The 17553-nt window shown below is 30.3% G+C and carries 14 protein-coding genes; 5 read left to right on the top strand and 9 right to left on the bottom strand.

Translation table 11 applies throughout. From position 1 onward, the window contains the following. The first annotated feature begins 17 nt into the window (after positions 1-17). A complete protein-coding gene (locus FVE75_RS09330; RefSeq protein WP_147006195.1) occupies positions 18-422 on the top strand; it encodes an adhesion protein FadA in 405 nt (134 codons plus the stop codon). A gap of 299 nt (positions 423-721) precedes the next feature. Beyond that, positions 722-1612 carry a DMT family transporter gene (locus tag FVE75_RS09325; protein WP_147006194.1) on the top strand — a complete coding sequence of 297 codons (891 nt, stop codon included), beginning with the start codon at positions 722-724 and terminating at the stop codon, positions 1610-1612. A gap of 159 nt (positions 1613-1771) precedes the next feature. Here the strand turns inward: FVE75_RS09325 and FVE75_RS09320 are convergent, their stop codons facing one another. Next, a complete protein-coding gene (locus FVE75_RS09320; RefSeq protein WP_147006193.1) occupies positions 1772-2593 on the bottom strand; it encodes a PhzF family phenazine biosynthesis protein in 822 nt (273 codons plus the stop codon). Between the two features lie 145 nt (positions 2594-2738). Here FVE75_RS09320 and FVE75_RS09315 point away from each other — a divergent pair, with 145 nt between their 5' ends. The 3 genes from FVE75_RS09315 to FVE75_RS09305 all read left to right on the top strand — a co-directional run bounded on the left by FVE75_RS09315 (position 2739) and on the right by FVE75_RS09305 (position 4782). Next, positions 2739-3557, top strand: coding sequence for an META domain-containing protein (locus FVE75_RS09315; RefSeq protein WP_147006192.1), 819 nt, complete (start codon positions 2739-2741; stop codon positions 3555-3557). Between the two features lie 193 nt (positions 3558-3750). Then, positions 3751-4398: a C40 family peptidase gene (locus FVE75_RS09310; protein ID WP_147006191.1), complete on the top strand. Its 648-nt coding sequence runs from the start codon at positions 3751-3753 to the stop codon at positions 4396-4398. Positions 4399-4416: 18 nt separating this feature from the next. Next, entirely contained in the window at positions 4417-4782 is a 366-nt protein-coding gene (locus tag FVE75_RS09305; protein WP_147006190.1) for an MliC family protein, read from the top strand. A 57-nt stretch (positions 4783-4839) separates the two neighbouring features. Here the strand turns inward: FVE75_RS09305 and FVE75_RS09300 are convergent, their stop codons facing one another. The 8 genes from FVE75_RS09300 to FVE75_RS09265 form a co-directional block, all read right to left on the bottom strand. Beyond that, positions 4840-7869 carry an autotransporter domain-containing protein gene (locus tag FVE75_RS09300; RefSeq protein ID WP_147006189.1) on the bottom strand — a complete coding sequence of 1010 codons (3030 nt, stop codon included), beginning with the start codon at positions 7867-7869 and terminating at the stop codon, positions 4840-4842. Between the two features lie 597 nt (positions 7870-8466). After that, the gene (locus FVE75_RS09295) at positions 8467-8922 is read right to left on the bottom strand and encodes a DUF333 domain-containing protein (RefSeq protein ID WP_147006188.1); all 456 of its coding nucleotides are present in this window, start codon (positions 8920-8922) and stop codon (positions 8467-8469) included. 572 nt (positions 8923-9494) lie between these two features. Next, positions 9495-9956, bottom strand: coding sequence for an anthrone oxygenase family protein (locus FVE75_RS09290; RefSeq protein WP_147006187.1), 462 nt, complete (start codon positions 9954-9956; stop codon positions 9495-9497). A 472-nt stretch (positions 9957-10428) separates the two neighbouring features. Further along, complete coding sequence (gene guaA, locus FVE75_RS09285) at positions 10429-11973, bottom strand: glutamine-hydrolyzing GMP synthase (protein ID WP_147006186.1); 1545 nt, start codon at positions 11971-11973, stop codon at positions 10429-10431. 120 nt (positions 11974-12093) lie between these two features. Continuing rightward, complete coding sequence (nrdG, locus tag FVE75_RS09280) at positions 12094-12615, bottom strand: anaerobic ribonucleoside-triphosphate reductase activating protein (RefSeq protein ID WP_232052536.1); 522 nt, start codon at positions 12613-12615, stop codon at positions 12094-12096. Between the two features lie 23 nt (positions 12616-12638). Beyond that, positions 12639-14885 carry an anaerobic ribonucleoside triphosphate reductase gene (locus FVE75_RS09275; protein WP_147006185.1) on the bottom strand — a complete coding sequence of 749 codons (2247 nt, stop codon included), beginning with the start codon at positions 14883-14885 and terminating at the stop codon, positions 12639-12641. Between the two features lie 612 nt (positions 14886-15497). Further along, positions 15498-16592: a metal ABC transporter permease gene (locus tag FVE75_RS09270; protein WP_147006184.1), complete on the bottom strand. Its 1095-nt coding sequence runs from the start codon at positions 16590-16592 to the stop codon at positions 15498-15500. Between the two features lie 3 nt (positions 16593-16595). Further along, positions 16596-17552 (bottom strand): metal ABC transporter permease, encoded by a 957-nt coding sequence (locus FVE75_RS09265; RefSeq protein ID WP_021746385.1) that lies wholly within the window; start codon positions 17550-17552, stop codon positions 16596-16598. Between the last annotated feature and the right edge of the window lies 1 nt (position 17553).

Below are 17553 nucleotides of genomic sequence, written 5' to 3'. Positions count from 1 at the left end.
GTTCTCGTGGATGAAAGATGAAAAAGAAATTAGCAGTATTATTAGGAGTTTTAGTATTAAGCAGTATTTCATTTGCAGCACCTGCAAAAGCAGGAAAAGCAGCAGGTGGATCAATTGAAAGCAGCTTAAGTAACTTAGAAAACCAATTAGAAAAATTACAACAAATGGAAGATGCAAAATTCAGACAACAAGAAGCTCAAGCAAATGAAGCAGCTCAAAGATTAAACAATTACACTGCAATGCAAGCTAAAATTGATGAAAGACTTGCAGAAATTGAAGCAAATGTTGATACAACTATCTTCGGAAAAGAATTTAAAGCAAAAATTTCTGAATACAAAAACTTAAGAAATCAATTAGACAAAGAAATCGCTAGAGAACAACAAATTATCGATAACTTTGAATTAATTAAATCTTTAAGATAGTAATAAAATAAGTTAATATTAAAAAGATGCTTTGACAAGTTATTTGGAAAGGCATTTTTTTTATATTTTTTTTATTTTATAGTCAATATATAGTAAAACTGTTTTAAAACTAAACTCAAAAGGCTATGACTATTTTACTCAAACCCTAAATCTATATAATTTTTAGTAGTTTAATTTTAAATAGGTTTGAGTATATTTAAAATTTAAAGTAAAAATCAATAAATTAATGATAGAAATAGTTTTATACTATAATATAATTTATAAAGAGAATCGTTATGTATTTGAAAGGAAAGATATGTATGGAAACTAAAATAAAGTTACGTGGAATGACATTGGCTAGTCTAGCTTCAAGTTTATGGGCTGTTTCAGGAATTTCTGGAGAAATTCTTTTTAAAAAATTCAATTTTTCTTCAGACTGGTTAGTTTCAACTAGAACATTAATTTCTGGAATTTTACTATTTTTAATTGTTATCTTCATTGAAAAAAAATCTATTTTAAGACCATTAAAAAATAAAATAGATTGTGCTGGAATAATTTTATTTGGGACAGCAGGAATGTATTTAGTTCAGTATACATATTTTAAGACAATTGAATTAAGCAATGTTTCGTTTGCTACAATTTTACAATTTACTGCACCATTTTTTATATTTATTTATGAATCTATAAAAAATAAAAAAGTTCCAGCTGTTTCAACTGTGATTTTGTTGCTTATGACAATTTTAGGCGTTATATTTATTGCCACTAAGGGGAATTTTTCAAATTTATCAGTTTCGCTAGAAGCATTATTATTAGGAATAATTTCAGCAATTATGATAGCTTTTTATTCAACATATCCAAAAAAACTTTTAAAAAAATACGGAAGCATTACAGTAGTTGGATGGGGAATGATAGTAGGGAGCATAATTTCAAATGTTATTCATCCAATTTGGAAAATTGAAGGAGATGTAAATACACAATCAATTATTCAAGTAATGATAGTTGTAATTTTAGGAACTTCTATAGCTTATTTAATTTATATCGCAAGCCTAAATTATATTTCCTCTTCCCTTGCAGGAATTTTAACTGCTTTTGAGCCTGTACTTGCAGCAATATTATCTGTTGCTATTTTTGGTTTAAAATTTTCTTTTATTGAAATAGTTGGTTTTGTATTAGTATTTGTCTCAATTTTTATTTTGGAAAAGAGATTGTAGAAATTATTGAATTCTGATAAAAAAATGCTTTGAGGGGAGAATTTTCTCCTCTTTTATTTTATAAGTAAAATTTGATTTAAATAGAATAGTAAAAAATTATAAAACTTGAGGTTTGAGTAGTCTATCGTAATTTGTGAGTAAAGTTTTAAAAACATTTTGCTATATGAAAATTTCTGAAATTGCAAATAAAGCTGCTTTTCCACTCATTTTTATTCTTCCGCTATCTGCTAGAGTACAATAAAGTGTTCCACTTCGTTCAGAAGCCTGATAAGCGATTAAATTTTCCTTTTGCAGTTTTTTCATCCAGTAGGGAGCAATATGGCAGTGTCCAGAGCCGCAGACAGGGTCTTCGTAAATATTTAATTTAGGAGCAAAAGAACGAGAAATACAGTCTATTTTATCAGTTGTATTTTTTATTTTAGAATTTAAAGAATAATTACTATGTTGAGCAGTAATATGGAGTAATAATCCATCAAGTTTTTTAATTTTTTCCGAATCTAAATCTGCACTGAAAATAAACTCTTCATCGTCAAAGATGCACATTAAATCTCTTCCTAAATATGCTTCAGCTGGTTTTTTCCCAATCAATTCAATCATTTTATCAGTTATTTCAACTTTTTTCAAATCATAAGCAGGAAAATCAAGCTCGTATAAATCTCCATTTTTTCTATTTACAGTCAATTTTCCGCTCAATGTATCAAAAATTACAGTTTTTAAATTTTTTTCATAATAATTCATAATTACAAAAGCACAGGCAAGCGTGGCATGTCCACATAAATCAATTTCACCGCCTGGCGTAAACCAGCGTAATTTATAATGATTTCCTTCTCCTTTTACTGTAAAGGCTGTTTCGGACAAATTGTTCTCCCTTGCTATTAAAAGCATAGTGTCGTCAGAAAGCCATTCGTCTAGAATACATATTGCGGCTGGATTCCCTGAAAAAACTTTGTCTGTAAAAGCGTCAATTATATATTGCTTCATAATATTGGTTTCCTTTCAAGTTGTATATATTGATTGCTTGTCAAAATTTGGAAGAAATTTATTCTTCTTTTTCTTTTCAGCAGTTATCATTCCTAATTAAAATGTGATATTATTCAATTAAGAAAGATGAAAAGAGGTATTTAAAATGAAAAGAGTATTTATTTTAATCGGGATTATTTCGATGTTTATTGTTAATTGTTTTGTCTTAGGTGCAGTTAAAACTATTGATTTGAATGGAACATCATGGGAATTGGCACAGATTCAGAAAAAAGGGAAAAATGCTGTTATTCCGAAGGAGGCGAATATTACAATTAATTTTACAAAAAATGGAATTGGTGGTTTTTCAGGAGTGAATAATTATAACGGTCAATATAAAATTAAAAATAATTCTATTTTATCAGCTAGTGTAGCTACTACTTTGATGGCAGGGCCTGAAGAAAAAATGAATATTGAGCAAAGTTTCTTTGATATTCTCCAATCTTTTCCAAAAATAAATTATAATAGAACATCTTTAATATTGAGAAATAATAAAGGAGAAGTTTGGACTTTTAAAGTTATGGATTTAATTAAAAAAATACAGAATACAAAATGGAAACTTGTAAATATGGCAGGAAAAGATATAAGTTCTTCTTTTTTACAATATGAAGACGGAATTACTCTTATCTTTAACGAAAATGGGATAAATGGTAATGCAGGAATAAATAATTATTTTGGAAGTTATAAGATAACAGGTAATATTATTGAAATTGCTGGAATTGGTGCTACAAAAATGGCAGGTTCTCAAAATTTAATGAAAATAGAAACAGAGTATCTGAGTCTTTTGGAAAAAGTTAAAAAAATGAAAATGACTGATGAGAGAAGTTTAGTTTTGACTACAGAAAATGGGAAAACTTTAACTTTTGAAAAATTTATGATTAGACTTTTTCTAAAAACAAAGATTTTTAAATGGAATAAGTTTTGGTGATGTGAGTGCAGAAACTCAATTCGCGTTAGATACATTTAATAAAGTTCGTTATTTCTTTTCATTTTTAATTGAAAAATAAGTTATAATAAAAAAAAATATAAGAAAGTTAATTTACTTTTTTCAAAATAAATGATACAATTGTTAAGATGAAATATTATAATATAAAATTAAATTTGAAAGGAATAAAAAATATATGAGAAAAAATAAGTTTTTAACAGCAGTATGTATGTTATCTGCTTTTGTAGGATCAAATTTACACGCAAAAACTTCAAAAACTAAAAAAATTGACAAAGCGAAAACTTCTCACAAACCTGTAAATAATAGAAAAAGTCATAGTGCAGGAAATACAGGAATTTATGGAATTCCTTCAAATAATAAAAGTGCTCTTATTGAGACAAAAATGACAGAATTAAGACAAAGACATGCTAAAGTAATGTCTTCAGGATCTGCTCATGAAAGAAAAAAAGTAGCTGTTGAAAGAAAACTTTTGACATCTTACAAAAAATGGAGAGGGACAAAATATGCATGGGGTGGAGATTCTAAAAATGGAATTGACTGTTCGGCCTTAACACGTAGAGTTTACCGTGAAGCCTTTAATAAAGAACTTCCTAGAGTTTCACAGCAGCAAATAAAAAAAGGGACAAGAGTTTCAGCGAAGAATTTGAAATCAGGGGATATTGTTTATTTTAGACCAGATAATAGAGTAAGCCATACAGCAGTTTATGTTGGAAATTCATTGTTTATAAATGCTTCGTCTTCAAAAGGAGTAGTAATGTCTTCATTAAAGAGCCCTTATTGGAGAAAATATTTTAAATATGGTGTGAGAGTTCACAACGCATAAAAAGAAAGTAGGAATTTTATGAAATTAATTGGAAAAGCAGTGACAATAATAGCAGGAATTTTATTATTAGGAAGTTCATTAAATGTAGTCGCAGCAAACCGACATAGAAGAATAAAGAGAAAACATCCAGTAATAAATGACAGACGTAAAGCTATTGTTTCACAAAAATTTAGTTGTAATGGAAAGCAATATGTTGTAAATTATATTACAAATAATAGTATTCAATTAGTAGATGCTGCATCAAATGCTAAATTTCAACTGGATCAGGTTGTATCGGGAAGCGGTTCACGATACAGCAATGGAAAAATTGAAATTCACATAAAAGGTGATGAGGCAGTATTCAATCAAGACGGTAAAGATATTTCATGTAATCTTACAAAATAACAATAAAAATAAGGACTGTACCTAAATTTTAAGTCAGTCCTTTTTTATTTAAAGTAATTAGAAATTAAATCTAAGTCCAGTAGTAAAGACATTGTTATTTCCTTTACCTTTTCCACTATCAATAGAACCGTCATAGTTCACATACCATCCAAATCCAGAATTCACTTCTGTCAATGCTCCAATTCCAGCCCAAGTCTTGTTCTTAGAAAGCCCAATACCTTTTACCTTGAAAGTTGCTCCAGGCAGTCCAGTATATCTTGCGTCAAAGCTCAAGTCCTGATCATTGAATGCTCTCTGATGTGTTACATAACCTTGGAATGTAGTCTTGCTTCCGTTGTTCCAGTTTACAGATTTCCCAACTCTAAGTCCAAGTAATGCTGCTGTCTGGTTGTAGTTCTTCTTGTCCGCAGTCAGTCCGAACTGGCTCTTCTCTTCAGAGAATGAACCTCTTACCACTGTATCATGAGTCAACCCTACAAATGGTGTTACAACGAAATCTCCATTACTATTTTTTATGTCATATCCTGTTTCCAGATATCCAGAATAAACTTTGTCATTGTGATTAATTTTTGCTCTTGTAAAGTCATTATTGCTTAAAATAATATCTCTTTCAACATCACTGTCAACAAATCCGATACCAAGACGACCTTGAAGGTAGAATGGAACATCCTTGTTTCCTAATCTTCCATATAACGAAACTCCAAAGTTGTTCGCATCAGATTTTCCACCATATCTATCAAATTTAACATTAGCTTTTGAATAAGACAGTGCAGTACCTAAGATGAGGTTTTCACCAAACTGCTTGTCCACTCCGACTTGTCCACCAGCAACTTTAGTATCTCCCTTGCCGTATCCATCCTGTTTTAGCGTACCATTGGCACCAAACCCAGAAATCCATAGTCCAAATTTATCCCCAACATTGTCAAGAGTTCCAAGCATAACTAATCTGTTTGATAAATCCTTGTTTACAGTTTGTGAATGTTGGAATGTAAGTGCTTGTGCAGAAGCGTAAATTTGTCCAGACAGACTGTCTAAGACTGCAGCCCTGTTAGAAGAAGTAAGAGCCTGCAGAGTAGCGGCTTTTCTTTCAAATTGAGCTACATTTCCAGCAGTACCATTTTCAATGCTTTGATCTAGGTTTTGAAAAGCAGTTTCCAAGTTTTGAGCAGTATTTTTCTGCATTTCGTCAGATTCTGATATCTTTTCTACATAGTCTAGTACATTTTTTCGACTTAATTTTACATTTATCTTATTATCAACAGTTTCTACAGCTCCATTTATCAATTCAGGAGTTTCTACTTTATCAAAATTTCCATTAATCCCCTTTTCAGCTTCAATCACAGTTGAGGAAAGAGGTTTTGCAGTAATATATCTTCCATTGCTTAATGTTTGCAAAGTTGTATTTCCTCCATTTAAGTTTACTGTTCCTCTTACTGTGAGTTTTGTTCCTATTTGAGCTTTTGTTACAGAACCTGCGGTTGCTTCATAGTTTCCAGTTATAACTGCTCCAGAGCCTCTATTTTCTAAAGTTCCACCTTCATTTTTAACATTTACTGGCGATAGATTCCCGCTGTAATTTCTCAATCCAATAACAGTTGTAGGAGTAGTTACTAAAGTTCCACCTGATTTTATAGTTATTGGCGATCCATTTTCTTTCTGTATTTCTAAAATTCCGCCTTCTATGGTAGTAGCTCCTTGATAGTCGTTATTTCCAGATAATATTAATGTCCCATTACCAGATTTTTTTAAACCGCCTAAACCTGTAATGTCATTTTCAAATTTTGAAGTTATGTTATCTCCAATATTTGCATTAAATTGACCTTTTGCTCCTGCATTAGAAGCATGTTCCCCAACAAGTAGTTCATTACTGAATTGAGAAGGGCCTTTTAATGCTTTTTCTTCATTTAAAAATCCCCATCCAAAAGTACTGTCTACTCCTGGATCTCCTAAATCTGTTGCAGTTGTAAGTATCGTTTGCTGTATTTCGTGTCCAGTCATCCATGGAAATTTTTCTTTTAATTTAGCAGCAACGGCAGATACTTTTGGTGTTGCAAATGATGATCCAAATTGTGTGCAACCTTCAAGTTCACAATTTCCGTTTGCTGCAACAGTCCACCATTTTGCTCCTCCAGGTTTTTGTCCGTTCCCTGCACCTGCTCTTGCTAAGTGAGGATTATACTCGCTACCATCAGGTTGAACTCCCATTACAGCAATCCATCCTTTGTATAAGTCATTTACATAGAAAGGTAATCCAGCTTGAACACTAACTTCATTCATAGTTTGTCCTCCAGCTCCTCTATTACCTGCAGCCCAGATAAATAAAGAGCCTTCATTCACAGCATTTTTATAAAAATTTATCAATTCGTTGACTCTTCTGTCATTTTCAGTTTCAAGAATATATCCTTCACTAAGTTTTCTTAGATATATACGCATTTCTTGTATATAATTACTGTTTTCTTTAAATCCTTTTTTTGTTCCAAAAGAATGGCTATAAATTCTAACGCCATTTCGTTGTAATTCTTTATATTTTTCAACATCAATATAAAATCCGCTTCCTTCTCCAACAGTAACTCCGTGAATTCTTGCTCCTGTTGCACCTTTTCCGCTCTTTCCTCCCAATATAGAAGCAACGAGAATACCATGTTCATCCTTTGATAAATATGTTCTGTCAGCTCTTGATTCCTGAACAAACCTGTCTCCAAATTCTTTGCTGATAACTTCATTAAGTCCGCTTGTTTTATGATATAGCTGATTAGTTGTCAAATCAGATGATAAAAAATCACTATCTAATACAGCAACATCAACTCCTCTTCCTGTAAAAGTTTTATTTTCTGGAACTTGACTTGGAGAAGAATTATTATTGTTAGTTCCTGGTTGGTTATTTAATCCCGATTGGGACGGATTATTTTGTGTTTGACTGTTATTTGGGAGATTTGGATTTTGTGTCTGGTTATTATTGTTCGGTTGGTTTGGAGTTGGAACAGGAGTGGCTGAACCTGTTTGTGATGAAGAACTTCCACCGCCTCCACCACCGCCACAACTTGATAGTACGGTAATAAGGCTAATTAATAATAAAATCTTTTTCATATTAAAACTCCTTTGTATATTATTTGTTTACAATTAATTTTTCATTCGTTATAATTATACCATATAAAACAACAAAAAGTTTTAAATATAAGTCTTTTTTATATCAATTTTTTCATATTTATAATTAATTTTCTTAGAAATTAGAGCAAAATTTAAAAAACACAGATATTATTTAATAATAAATCATTTTTAAAAATAGTAACAAGTTTTTATAATAAGATTATTTGATAATTAACTCATAATCATTCAACTTATTTATACTAGACTATATTTAAAAAATAAAAATTATATTTCAATCATTTAAAAATATTAGTTTTATATACTTTATTAAAAAAGTTTGTAATTAAGTCAGTTATTTAAATGGGGAATAGTATTAGTATAATATTTTTAAAATTAGGATTACTATTATAGTAAAACTTCTTTAAAACCAAACTCAAAAGCTATGACTATTTTACTCAAACCTTAAATTTGTATAATTTTAGCAGTTTAATTTAAAATAGGTTTGAGTATATTTTCAGATTTTAAACTTTTTGATAATAAAAAATGACAAATCAATAAATTTGTCATCTTTAAATAGTATTATGGAGTTTAAAATCATTAGTTATTCTGTCTGTAATAATCCCATTCATCAATTTGTGTACCATTTTTAAATTTACATATACCTTTTTCGTTACCTCTTTTATCCTTAACTGTAATAGATTTACCACCTTTGTCAACACAGAATTTTGCAGCTGGATTTGGAGTTCCTATCATTTCTGCTTCAAGACTTTGTGGAGTATTATGTTGTTTATAAAATTCCCATTCTTCAATAGTTGTACCATCTTTTAATTGGCAAACTCCATATTCTCCTTTGCTTCCTTTTACAACAACAGACTTACCACCTTGTTTTTCACAGTAAACAGATGCTGGATTTCCTGTTTTTGTAGATGGAGCAATTTGTGTTGAAGAAGTATTGTCTTTCTTTTTCTTTTTGAACATCTTAAAATTTGCTGCCATTCCAGTAATTGAGATAACTAGCATAGATGTAATCATAATTACTTTCAAATTTTTCATTTTTATTTTCTCCTTTTTATTATTATCAATTAATTTATAACATAAAAAAGTTTGTTTCTTTTATATTTATTATTATTTTTTACTTAAAAGGATAAATTTGTTGGTTTTATAATGTATTTTTGATATACTACATGAATTTTTTTACTCTATAATAAAAGTAGATTCAGACTATCCTAGTTTTTCAGATTATTCAGATGAATAGAATGGTAATATTACGGTACAATAAACTGTGTTGTATAGTTTAAACATTTTCTTAGTTTTGAGTTTATAGTCATTAAGGTTCTTATCAAGTCTTCTGTCTCTACTTTTGATATATCGGTCTTTTCATGAAAATTTCTTACCACTTGTCTAATGTGAAAGTCTTAAATGCTCCTTTAGCGGTCTGTATTGAGTTTTTTCTTTAATTCCACAAATGTTGTAAAGTAGGTTTTGTTTTTCCCTTTTGATATAACTTCCGAATACAGTTCCGCCCTTTTAAGTCTTGTAGCCACAAAGACAATTGCATCATATTCTCCGTCATCAAGAGTCTTCAAAAATAAAAGAATCTGAAAGAAATCAATTAACTTTCTTATTTAAGCAATAAGTCCCAAGAAGAGAAAGATTATAGTCAATAAACAACATAGAAATCTTAAAGTATTGAATCTAGTCCAATGTATCATATAGTATGGCCAATAGCTTCCATCTGTATTATTGTCCAACTTGTTATTCATAGGAACATTAAATATTATTGTGATTAAAAAGACTCCTAGAAAATATGTCAGGAAACTGAGTAAAATCCATAATCTGCCTCTTGCCTCTTTTACTGTTAAGTAATGCCAGGATAGAGTACTACCCAACAAAAGTGGTCCAAAAAAAATGGTTAAAAAGAAAGGATTTTGAATAACTTGGTTGATTTTTTGCATGGTTTTTGTAGCCAACTCTGAGGGAAAATCACTTAAAGATTTAATAATGGTATTAGAAAAAACAAAGTAAATCCCGGCGGAAAGCGCTACTGTCAACAAGTATAGTAATAATAAGACTATCATTTTTTTCATTTTTCCTCCTTATTCAGATGATAAACCAAAGTTTGCATAAATTTATTTTACGACTTTTATTACTTTAATTATACTATTTTTTTCTCTAATTCTACTTAATTTTAGGCTCTTTGCCAAGTATGTAGATAGAAAAAGTTCAATAACCTTAAGAGATAAGCTTTTTCAGGTTACCAAATTTTTTTAACCCATAATGTACTGACCCCAAAATGTTCAAATTAACTATTAATATCTTTATATCCTGCACTATCTGCAAATTCTTATTTAATAATTCCTTTAATAAAATTTGATTATTTGTTAAATTTTGTGACATATTAATCGCCCAGATATAAAAATTTTTTATATTATAATATAATTTCAAATTAAAATATAGCGATAATTTTATTTTGATTAAAAATATTGAACTAAAGTTCAAAAACAGAGAATGCAAATGATAAATTTTATTTATCGTGTGTATTGTTCCTGATGTTTTCTATTATTCCCACTCAATTGTCCCCGGCGGCTTAGAAGAAATATCATACACAATTCTGTTAATCCCATTCACCTTATTTATAATTTTATTTGACACTTCTTCTAGAAATTCGTATGGAAGTTTGCTCCAAGTAGCAGTCATGAAGTCGATGGTATTTACTGAACGAATAGCCGCTACGTATTCGTAAGTTCTTTGATCGCCCATAACTCCAACAGTTTTTACAGGCAGTAATGTTACGAATGCTTGATCTACTTTGTCGTAAAGTCCTTGTGCCATTAGTTCTGTGATAAAGATATCATCGGCTTCTTGAAGGATTTTTACTTTGTCAGGGGTTATTTCTCCGATAACTCTGATTCCAAGTCCTGGGCCTGGGAATGGGTGTCTTTTTATAATTGTGTTAGGCAGTCCAAGTTCATGTCCTACTTTTCTTACTTCATCTTTAAATAATTCTTTTAAAGGTTCTAACAGTTCAAATTGCAAGTCTTCTGGCAATCCTCCTACGTTATGGTGAGATTTTATTGTGTGAGAAGGGCCTTTTATAGACTGTGATTCGATTACATCAGGATAGATTGTACCTTGTGCTAGGAATTTTGCACCTTCCTGTCCTTTAAGTTTTCTAATTTCTTCGTTAAATACTTCGATAAATTCGTTTCCAATGATTTTTCTCTTGGCTTCAGGCTCATCTACACCTTTTAATTTGTTTAAAAATCTGTCTTTTGCATCAACGAAAACAATGTTTAAGTCAAAGTGCTTTTTGTAATATTCAAGAACTTTTTTTCCTTCATCTTTTCTTAGAAGACCAGTATCTACAAACATACAAGTAAGCTGATGTCCTATTGCGTTGTTAATCAGAACTGCGGCGACTGATGAATCTACTCCACCAGAAAGAGCAAGCAGTACGTGTTCATCTCCGACGGTTTCCTTGATGGATTTTGTTTTTTCAGTAATAAAACTTGAAATTTTCCAGTTTTTTTCACATTTACAGATGTTAAATACAAAGTTTTCCAAAATTTGTGTTCCACATTCAGAATGTACTACTTCTGGGTGGAATTGAAGTGCATAAATTCCGTTGTTGTTTGTAATTGCGGCAATTGATGAATCTGTTTTTGCGATAATTTCAAAGCCTGTTGGCAATTCTGTGATGTGATCGTTGTGGCTCATCCAGATGTTAGAAGATTTTTTTACTCCTGTAAACAAAGGATTGTCGTTATTTTCTACTTCTAATACAGCTTTCCCAAACTCTCTTGAATCTGCCTTTTCAACTTTTCCGCCGTTTAAGTGTGTGATTAGTTGCATTCCATAGCAAATGCCCAAAATAGGAAGATTTAAGTTAAATACTTCAGGATTTACAGTTGGAGCGCCTTTTTCATAAACTGAAGCAGGGCCTCCTGAAAAGATGATACCTTTTACCTTTTCTTCTCCATTTTTTATTTTTTCAATATCAATTAAAGGCACAATTTCACAATAAACTTCCATCTCTCTAATTCTTCTGGCAATTAATTGGCTGTATTGTGAACCAAAATCGATGATAATAATTTTTTCTTTCACTTTTCACCTCTATTTATTAAAATTTTTTATAAAACATAATATTATACAAGTATTTTAGCATTATTTTTGAGTTTTTTCTATATGTTTTTGGTATAAAATGAAATTTTTATTTTTTAAGATTTAAATAAGGAATTCTTCTTTATTAATAATTCTCTGATTACTGCTTCCTCTAAATTTTATATTTGGGTCATAAAGTTCTTTTACAAATCGTCCGTCAACTAGTACATCTACATATTTGAGGCATTTTTTACGGAATTCATCTTCACGTAACTGTTCAATTGTATAGCCCGTATAAAGCCATATATTTTTTCCTGTCTTTGCTTTTAGAAATTTTAGCACTTTTAACATATCTGTGGGATTAAAAAGAGGATCGCCGCCACTTATTGTGATTCCATCAAGCAAGGTGTTCTCATTTATTTCCTTAGCAATTTCTTCTAGTTTTTCATATGTGAGTACATTTCCGTGATTGGGGTTCCATGAATATTCGTTGTGGCAGCCAGGACAGGCGTGTGAGCAACCTGCAAAATAAAGTGAATAACGAAGACCGATACCATCAACAATGGTTTCCTTATAAGTCATTAAAAGCCTTAATGTAAAATTATTTTTTAGATTTTCTGAATTTTTTTCCTGTTCTTTATTCACTTTAAATTACCTCACTTTTTGCATTATTTTACGCCGTGTTTTACTCTATCCTGCTCTTCAGCCTGTTTTGCACTGTTCCAGCTGTCCAAGTCTCCTGTCAAGTAACCTGTTATTCTTCTAATTCTAGAAATATTGTGACTTCCGCAAATTGGACATTTATCATAAATTATGGCTTCTGTTCCGCAATCTCTACATCTGTCAACAGGGTGGTTTATCGAACCGTAGCCAATTCCCGTATCTTTCATAACTTTTACAATTTTTAGCATAACACCTATATTTTTACGAGCTTCTCCATCCAGTTCAACATAAGTGATATGCCCTCCTTTTGTTAGTTTATGAAACGGCGCTTCCTTTCTAATTTTATCAAAAAGACTGATTTCTTTTTTTACGTCAATATGGAATGAATTTACGTAATAATCTCTGTCTGTAACATTTTTAATTATTCCAAACTCATTTCTATCGATACGCAAAAATCTTCCTGCCAAACTTTCTGCCGGAGTTGCCAAAATTGAATAATTCAAATGATACTTATCTCTAAATTCATCTGCAACTGTACCCATTTTTTCAATCGTATCATAAAGCACCTTATAAGCAACTTCACTTGTTCCGTGTTCTGCATCAAATAAAGCATACATCGCATTTGCCCCTCCAACAAAACCAATTGAAAGAGAACCTGTATTTATCGCATCTCCAACTTCATCATTTCCATCTTTTTCTCCAAGCCCTTTCCATAAATTATTGCTTCTCATAAATGGAAATTGTTTTGCCAAAGCTGTTCTTTGGAAATTGTAACGTTCATAAAGTTGATCTCCAACTAAATATGTTGCTTCAAGCACTCTTTTTTGAAATTCTTCTGTTAAAAGTTCAACTTTTTTATTATTTTTTTCTTCTTCATTCGCAAATTTTCCATCTTTTTCCATTTCTGTAATCTCTTTTTCTACATTTTTTCTAGTCAAAATCGCAATTCTAGGGAAATTAATACTTGTAAAGGACAAATTACCACGTCCAAGGCTAGTTTTTTCACCATTTACATTTTCAAATACACGTGTTCGGCAACCCATTGTTGCGATTTCATATTTGTATCTTTCTGGATCATCCATTCTCCATTTTTCGTGTCTGTTAAATTCAGAATCCAGAAATACAAAGTTTGGAAATAATCTTCTGCTTGAAGTTTCACAAGACAATAATAACAAGTCAAAATTTGGTGTTTCAAAAAGTGATTTTTTATTTTCTGAATTATCGTCATAAGAAATTTTTTGTTTTTTTACAGTTTCCAAAATTCCATCAAAGTCGCTTCTAGCTAGTTCATAGTCATTGTCAGAATAATTAAGCCCTTCCTTTACCTTAAAAATTTGTATCGGAAAAATTGGAGTTTCATTTTTACCGAGTCCGCTTGATGTCGCCTTTAATAATTCACGGATAACCATTCTACCTTCTTCTGAGGTATCAGTTCCATAATTTATTGAAGAAAAGACAACTTGATTTCCACCACGAGAGTGCATTGTGTTCAAATTATGCAAAAATCCTTCCATTGCTTGATAAGTTTCATTTTGAGTATCATCATAAGCCTCAACTAGCAACTTAATTAAATCATCTCTATTTATTTTAAAGTATTCTTCCAGTAATTTGATTTCATTTTCATTGCATTTAATCGAAGAAACATTTTTTTTCAAAAATTCTTTAGCATTTTTTTCATATTCTTGTGTAATTTCCACTCCATTTTTAATTTCTACGAAGCTCAAAATTCTTCTTTTCAAGTGCCGTCTAAACGATTTTAGCACACCTTTTGCCATATAGAAGTCAAATGCCGGTATTGCTTGTCCACCATGCTGTTCATTTTGATTTGTCTGAAAAATAATGGTAGCAAGTGTTGCATAAGTGGAAATACTTTGTGCTTCCCTAATGTATCCATGCTTAGTATAAAAACCATTTTCAAACATATCTGCCAAGTCATATTGCAGGCAAGTTGTAGTTTTACTGGAATAAAAATCCAAATCGTGAATATGAATAAGCCCTTTTTCATGAGCTTTTTTGAATCTTGGTGAAACTAAATTTTCCAAAGCGTAAATTTTTGATACTTCACTTGCAAATTTCATCATTTGTCCCGCTGGTGTCATTGAAGACATATTAGCATTTTCATTGCAAGTATCGTTGCTTTCAACATTCACTATTCCTGCTATTATATTTTTTAAATTTTCTGTTAATTGTGGTTGCATTTTTATTCCTCCCTTATTTTTACTTTCATATTTTTCCACTTTTCTGCAAACCATCAATTTCCCTTATCCCTCTAAACATATCTAATTCATTCAGGTTTTTTTACCTAAAACACTATATATTGTTTTTATAACATAATGATAACACAATATTTTGTGTTTTTCAAGTTTCATAAAAAAAATATATAATTTCATAGTTCCCTATTTTTCCGAATTTTTAGATTTTTTATACTATTAATTAGGATAAAAAAAATTTATTTATCTTATTTTAATTATATATATCATAAATTTTTGAATTTGTTATGAGCTTACTATTTATAATATTTCTTATTTAAATGTTAGATTTTGTATGAATTTTTTAAATAAAAAATTTAGATTTCTTATTATAAAATAAATAAAATACAGTTTTTTGTTCTTCTAACTAAGTTAGTATTCGATATATTTTAGAGGCAGACAAAGTAAATTAGAAAAATTTTAAACGAATGGAGCCTTGTATTGGAGAAAAGTAATATAAAAAGGATTGTTTCATATAATTTATAAAAAACAATCCATAATAGTTGATTTATTTTAAATTTATTAATTAAAAAAATAGAAATTTAGTAATAAGAGATTTTGTCCCTTTGTTAAATAAGAATTTATAATAAATTTTTTATTTGAATGGATATAATATTAGATATTTAGTAAATATTTTTCTCCTTTTTCAGAAACCTTGAAAACATCATTATCCACATAAATATATTTTTCCTTTTTTGCTTTTTCAATAACTTTATCTAAAAAACTTTTATTCCAACGAAGATGACTATCAATTGTTTCAATTCCGCATTCATCTTTTTCCTGCTTAGTATTTGCATGGTTTGATAAATGGATTAGCAAAATTCTGACAGAAAATGTCATTTTTTGAGATTTTTTTCGATTTATTGTAAAAATAAGCCCTTTTTTCGGAGAAAATATCAATGTCAAAAGAAAAATTATACCAATTGCAACTGCGATACTTCCTGCGATTGAAATGTCAAAAAGCCTTGCAAAATGAAATCCAGCCACACTTGCCGCAGCTCCTAGAACGATGCTCAATCCTATCATTACTTTTAATTTATCTGTTAATAAATATGCTGTAATTGGAGGTCCAATCATAAAGGCAACTACCAGTATTGAACCTACTGCCTCAAATGAAGCTACTGCCGTCATTGACACAAGCGACATAAGCATGTAGTGAATCAATATCGGCTTCATTCCAAGCGTTATCGCAAGAGCCTTGTCAAATACTGAAATTTTTAATTCCTTGAAAAAAATAATAACGAAAGAAACGTTTATTAAAAATATTACAAAAGTTGTAACTAGCCCTTTTGCAACACTAAAACCAAATATTTGTACCCGATTAAACGGTGCAAATGCCAACTCTCCCAATAATACTGAATCAACATCCAAATGTACATTTCCAGCATATTTTGAGATCAAAATTACAGCTATACTGAATAACAATGGAAAAACCACTCCAATTGCAGAATCTTCCTTGACAAGTTTTGTAGAATTAAGAAGTTCCACAAGATAAACAGTTAAAACGCCAACTATTCCTGCACCTACTATTAACAAAGGGGAATTCAAATCGTGAACTGCAAAAAATGCAACTACAATTCCAAGTAAAATAGTGTGTGTAATCGCATCTGACACCATTGCCATACGTTTTAAAACCAGAAATGTTCCCAAAATCGAACAGGCACTTGCGACCATTATTGCAATAAGCTGTATTTCTAACGAAAAACCCATAATTTATTTCCCCCTTTCCAAATTATTTATTTTTAAACTATTTAATTCTATTTTTTTATTTTTAAGTTTTTCTCTAAATTCTTTTTTTCTTTTCTGATTTCTTATAATTTTAAATATAATCCCTCTTTTATTTGAGAAAAGAATACTAATAACTACGATTATACTTATAATTATAACGATAACAGGTCCAGTTGGCAAATTGCTTTCACTTATACTTATCAAAGTTCCAAACAGACCTGATATTCCACCAAAAAATGCTGCCAGAATTACCATAATTGAAAGTTTGTCTGTCCATTGCCGTGCTGCAACTGCTGGAGAAATAAGCATTGCACTTATTAGTATTACTCCTGCTGCCTGAATACCTATTATTACAGTAGTTACAATCAATATGGAAATTAATATTTCGATTTTCTTGCTTGGAAATCCCAATGTTTTAGCAAAATCAGAGTCAAACGAAACAATTTTAAATTCCTTCCAGAAAAGAATAATTATAATTAGAAGAACAATCCCTGTAACGAGGATAATATTTACATCTCTTTTAATAAATGTTGACGCTTGTCCAAAAATAAATTTATTTAATCCTGATTTATTTGCACCTGGCAATTTATTTAAATAAGAAAGCAAGACTAATCCCAATCCAAAAAATACCGATAAAATCAATGCCAAAGCACTGTCAAATTTTATTTTTGTATAATTTTGAATTATCTGAATCAAACCAATACATACAATCCCAGTCAACAAGGCTCCAAGCAGCAAAACTTCTGTATTTTTCACATTTGTAAATAAAAAAGCCAAGCAGACTCCAGGAAGTGAAGCATGAGAAACTGCATCTCCCAATAAACTTTGCTTCCGTAAAACAGCAAAACATCCAAGTATTCCAGAAACCATTCCAAGTAATGAACAGCCAAGTGCAACTGTCCTAAAAGTATGATCTGAAACAAGAAGATTTAATATATGCATT

The sequence above is a fragment of the Leptotrichia hongkongensis genome (assembly GCF_007990635.1).
Classification (GTDB): Bacteria; Fusobacteriota; Fusobacteriia; order Fusobacteriales; family Leptotrichiaceae; genus Leptotrichia; species Leptotrichia hongkongensis.
This window is presented reverse-complemented; position numbering and strand designations above follow the sequence as displayed.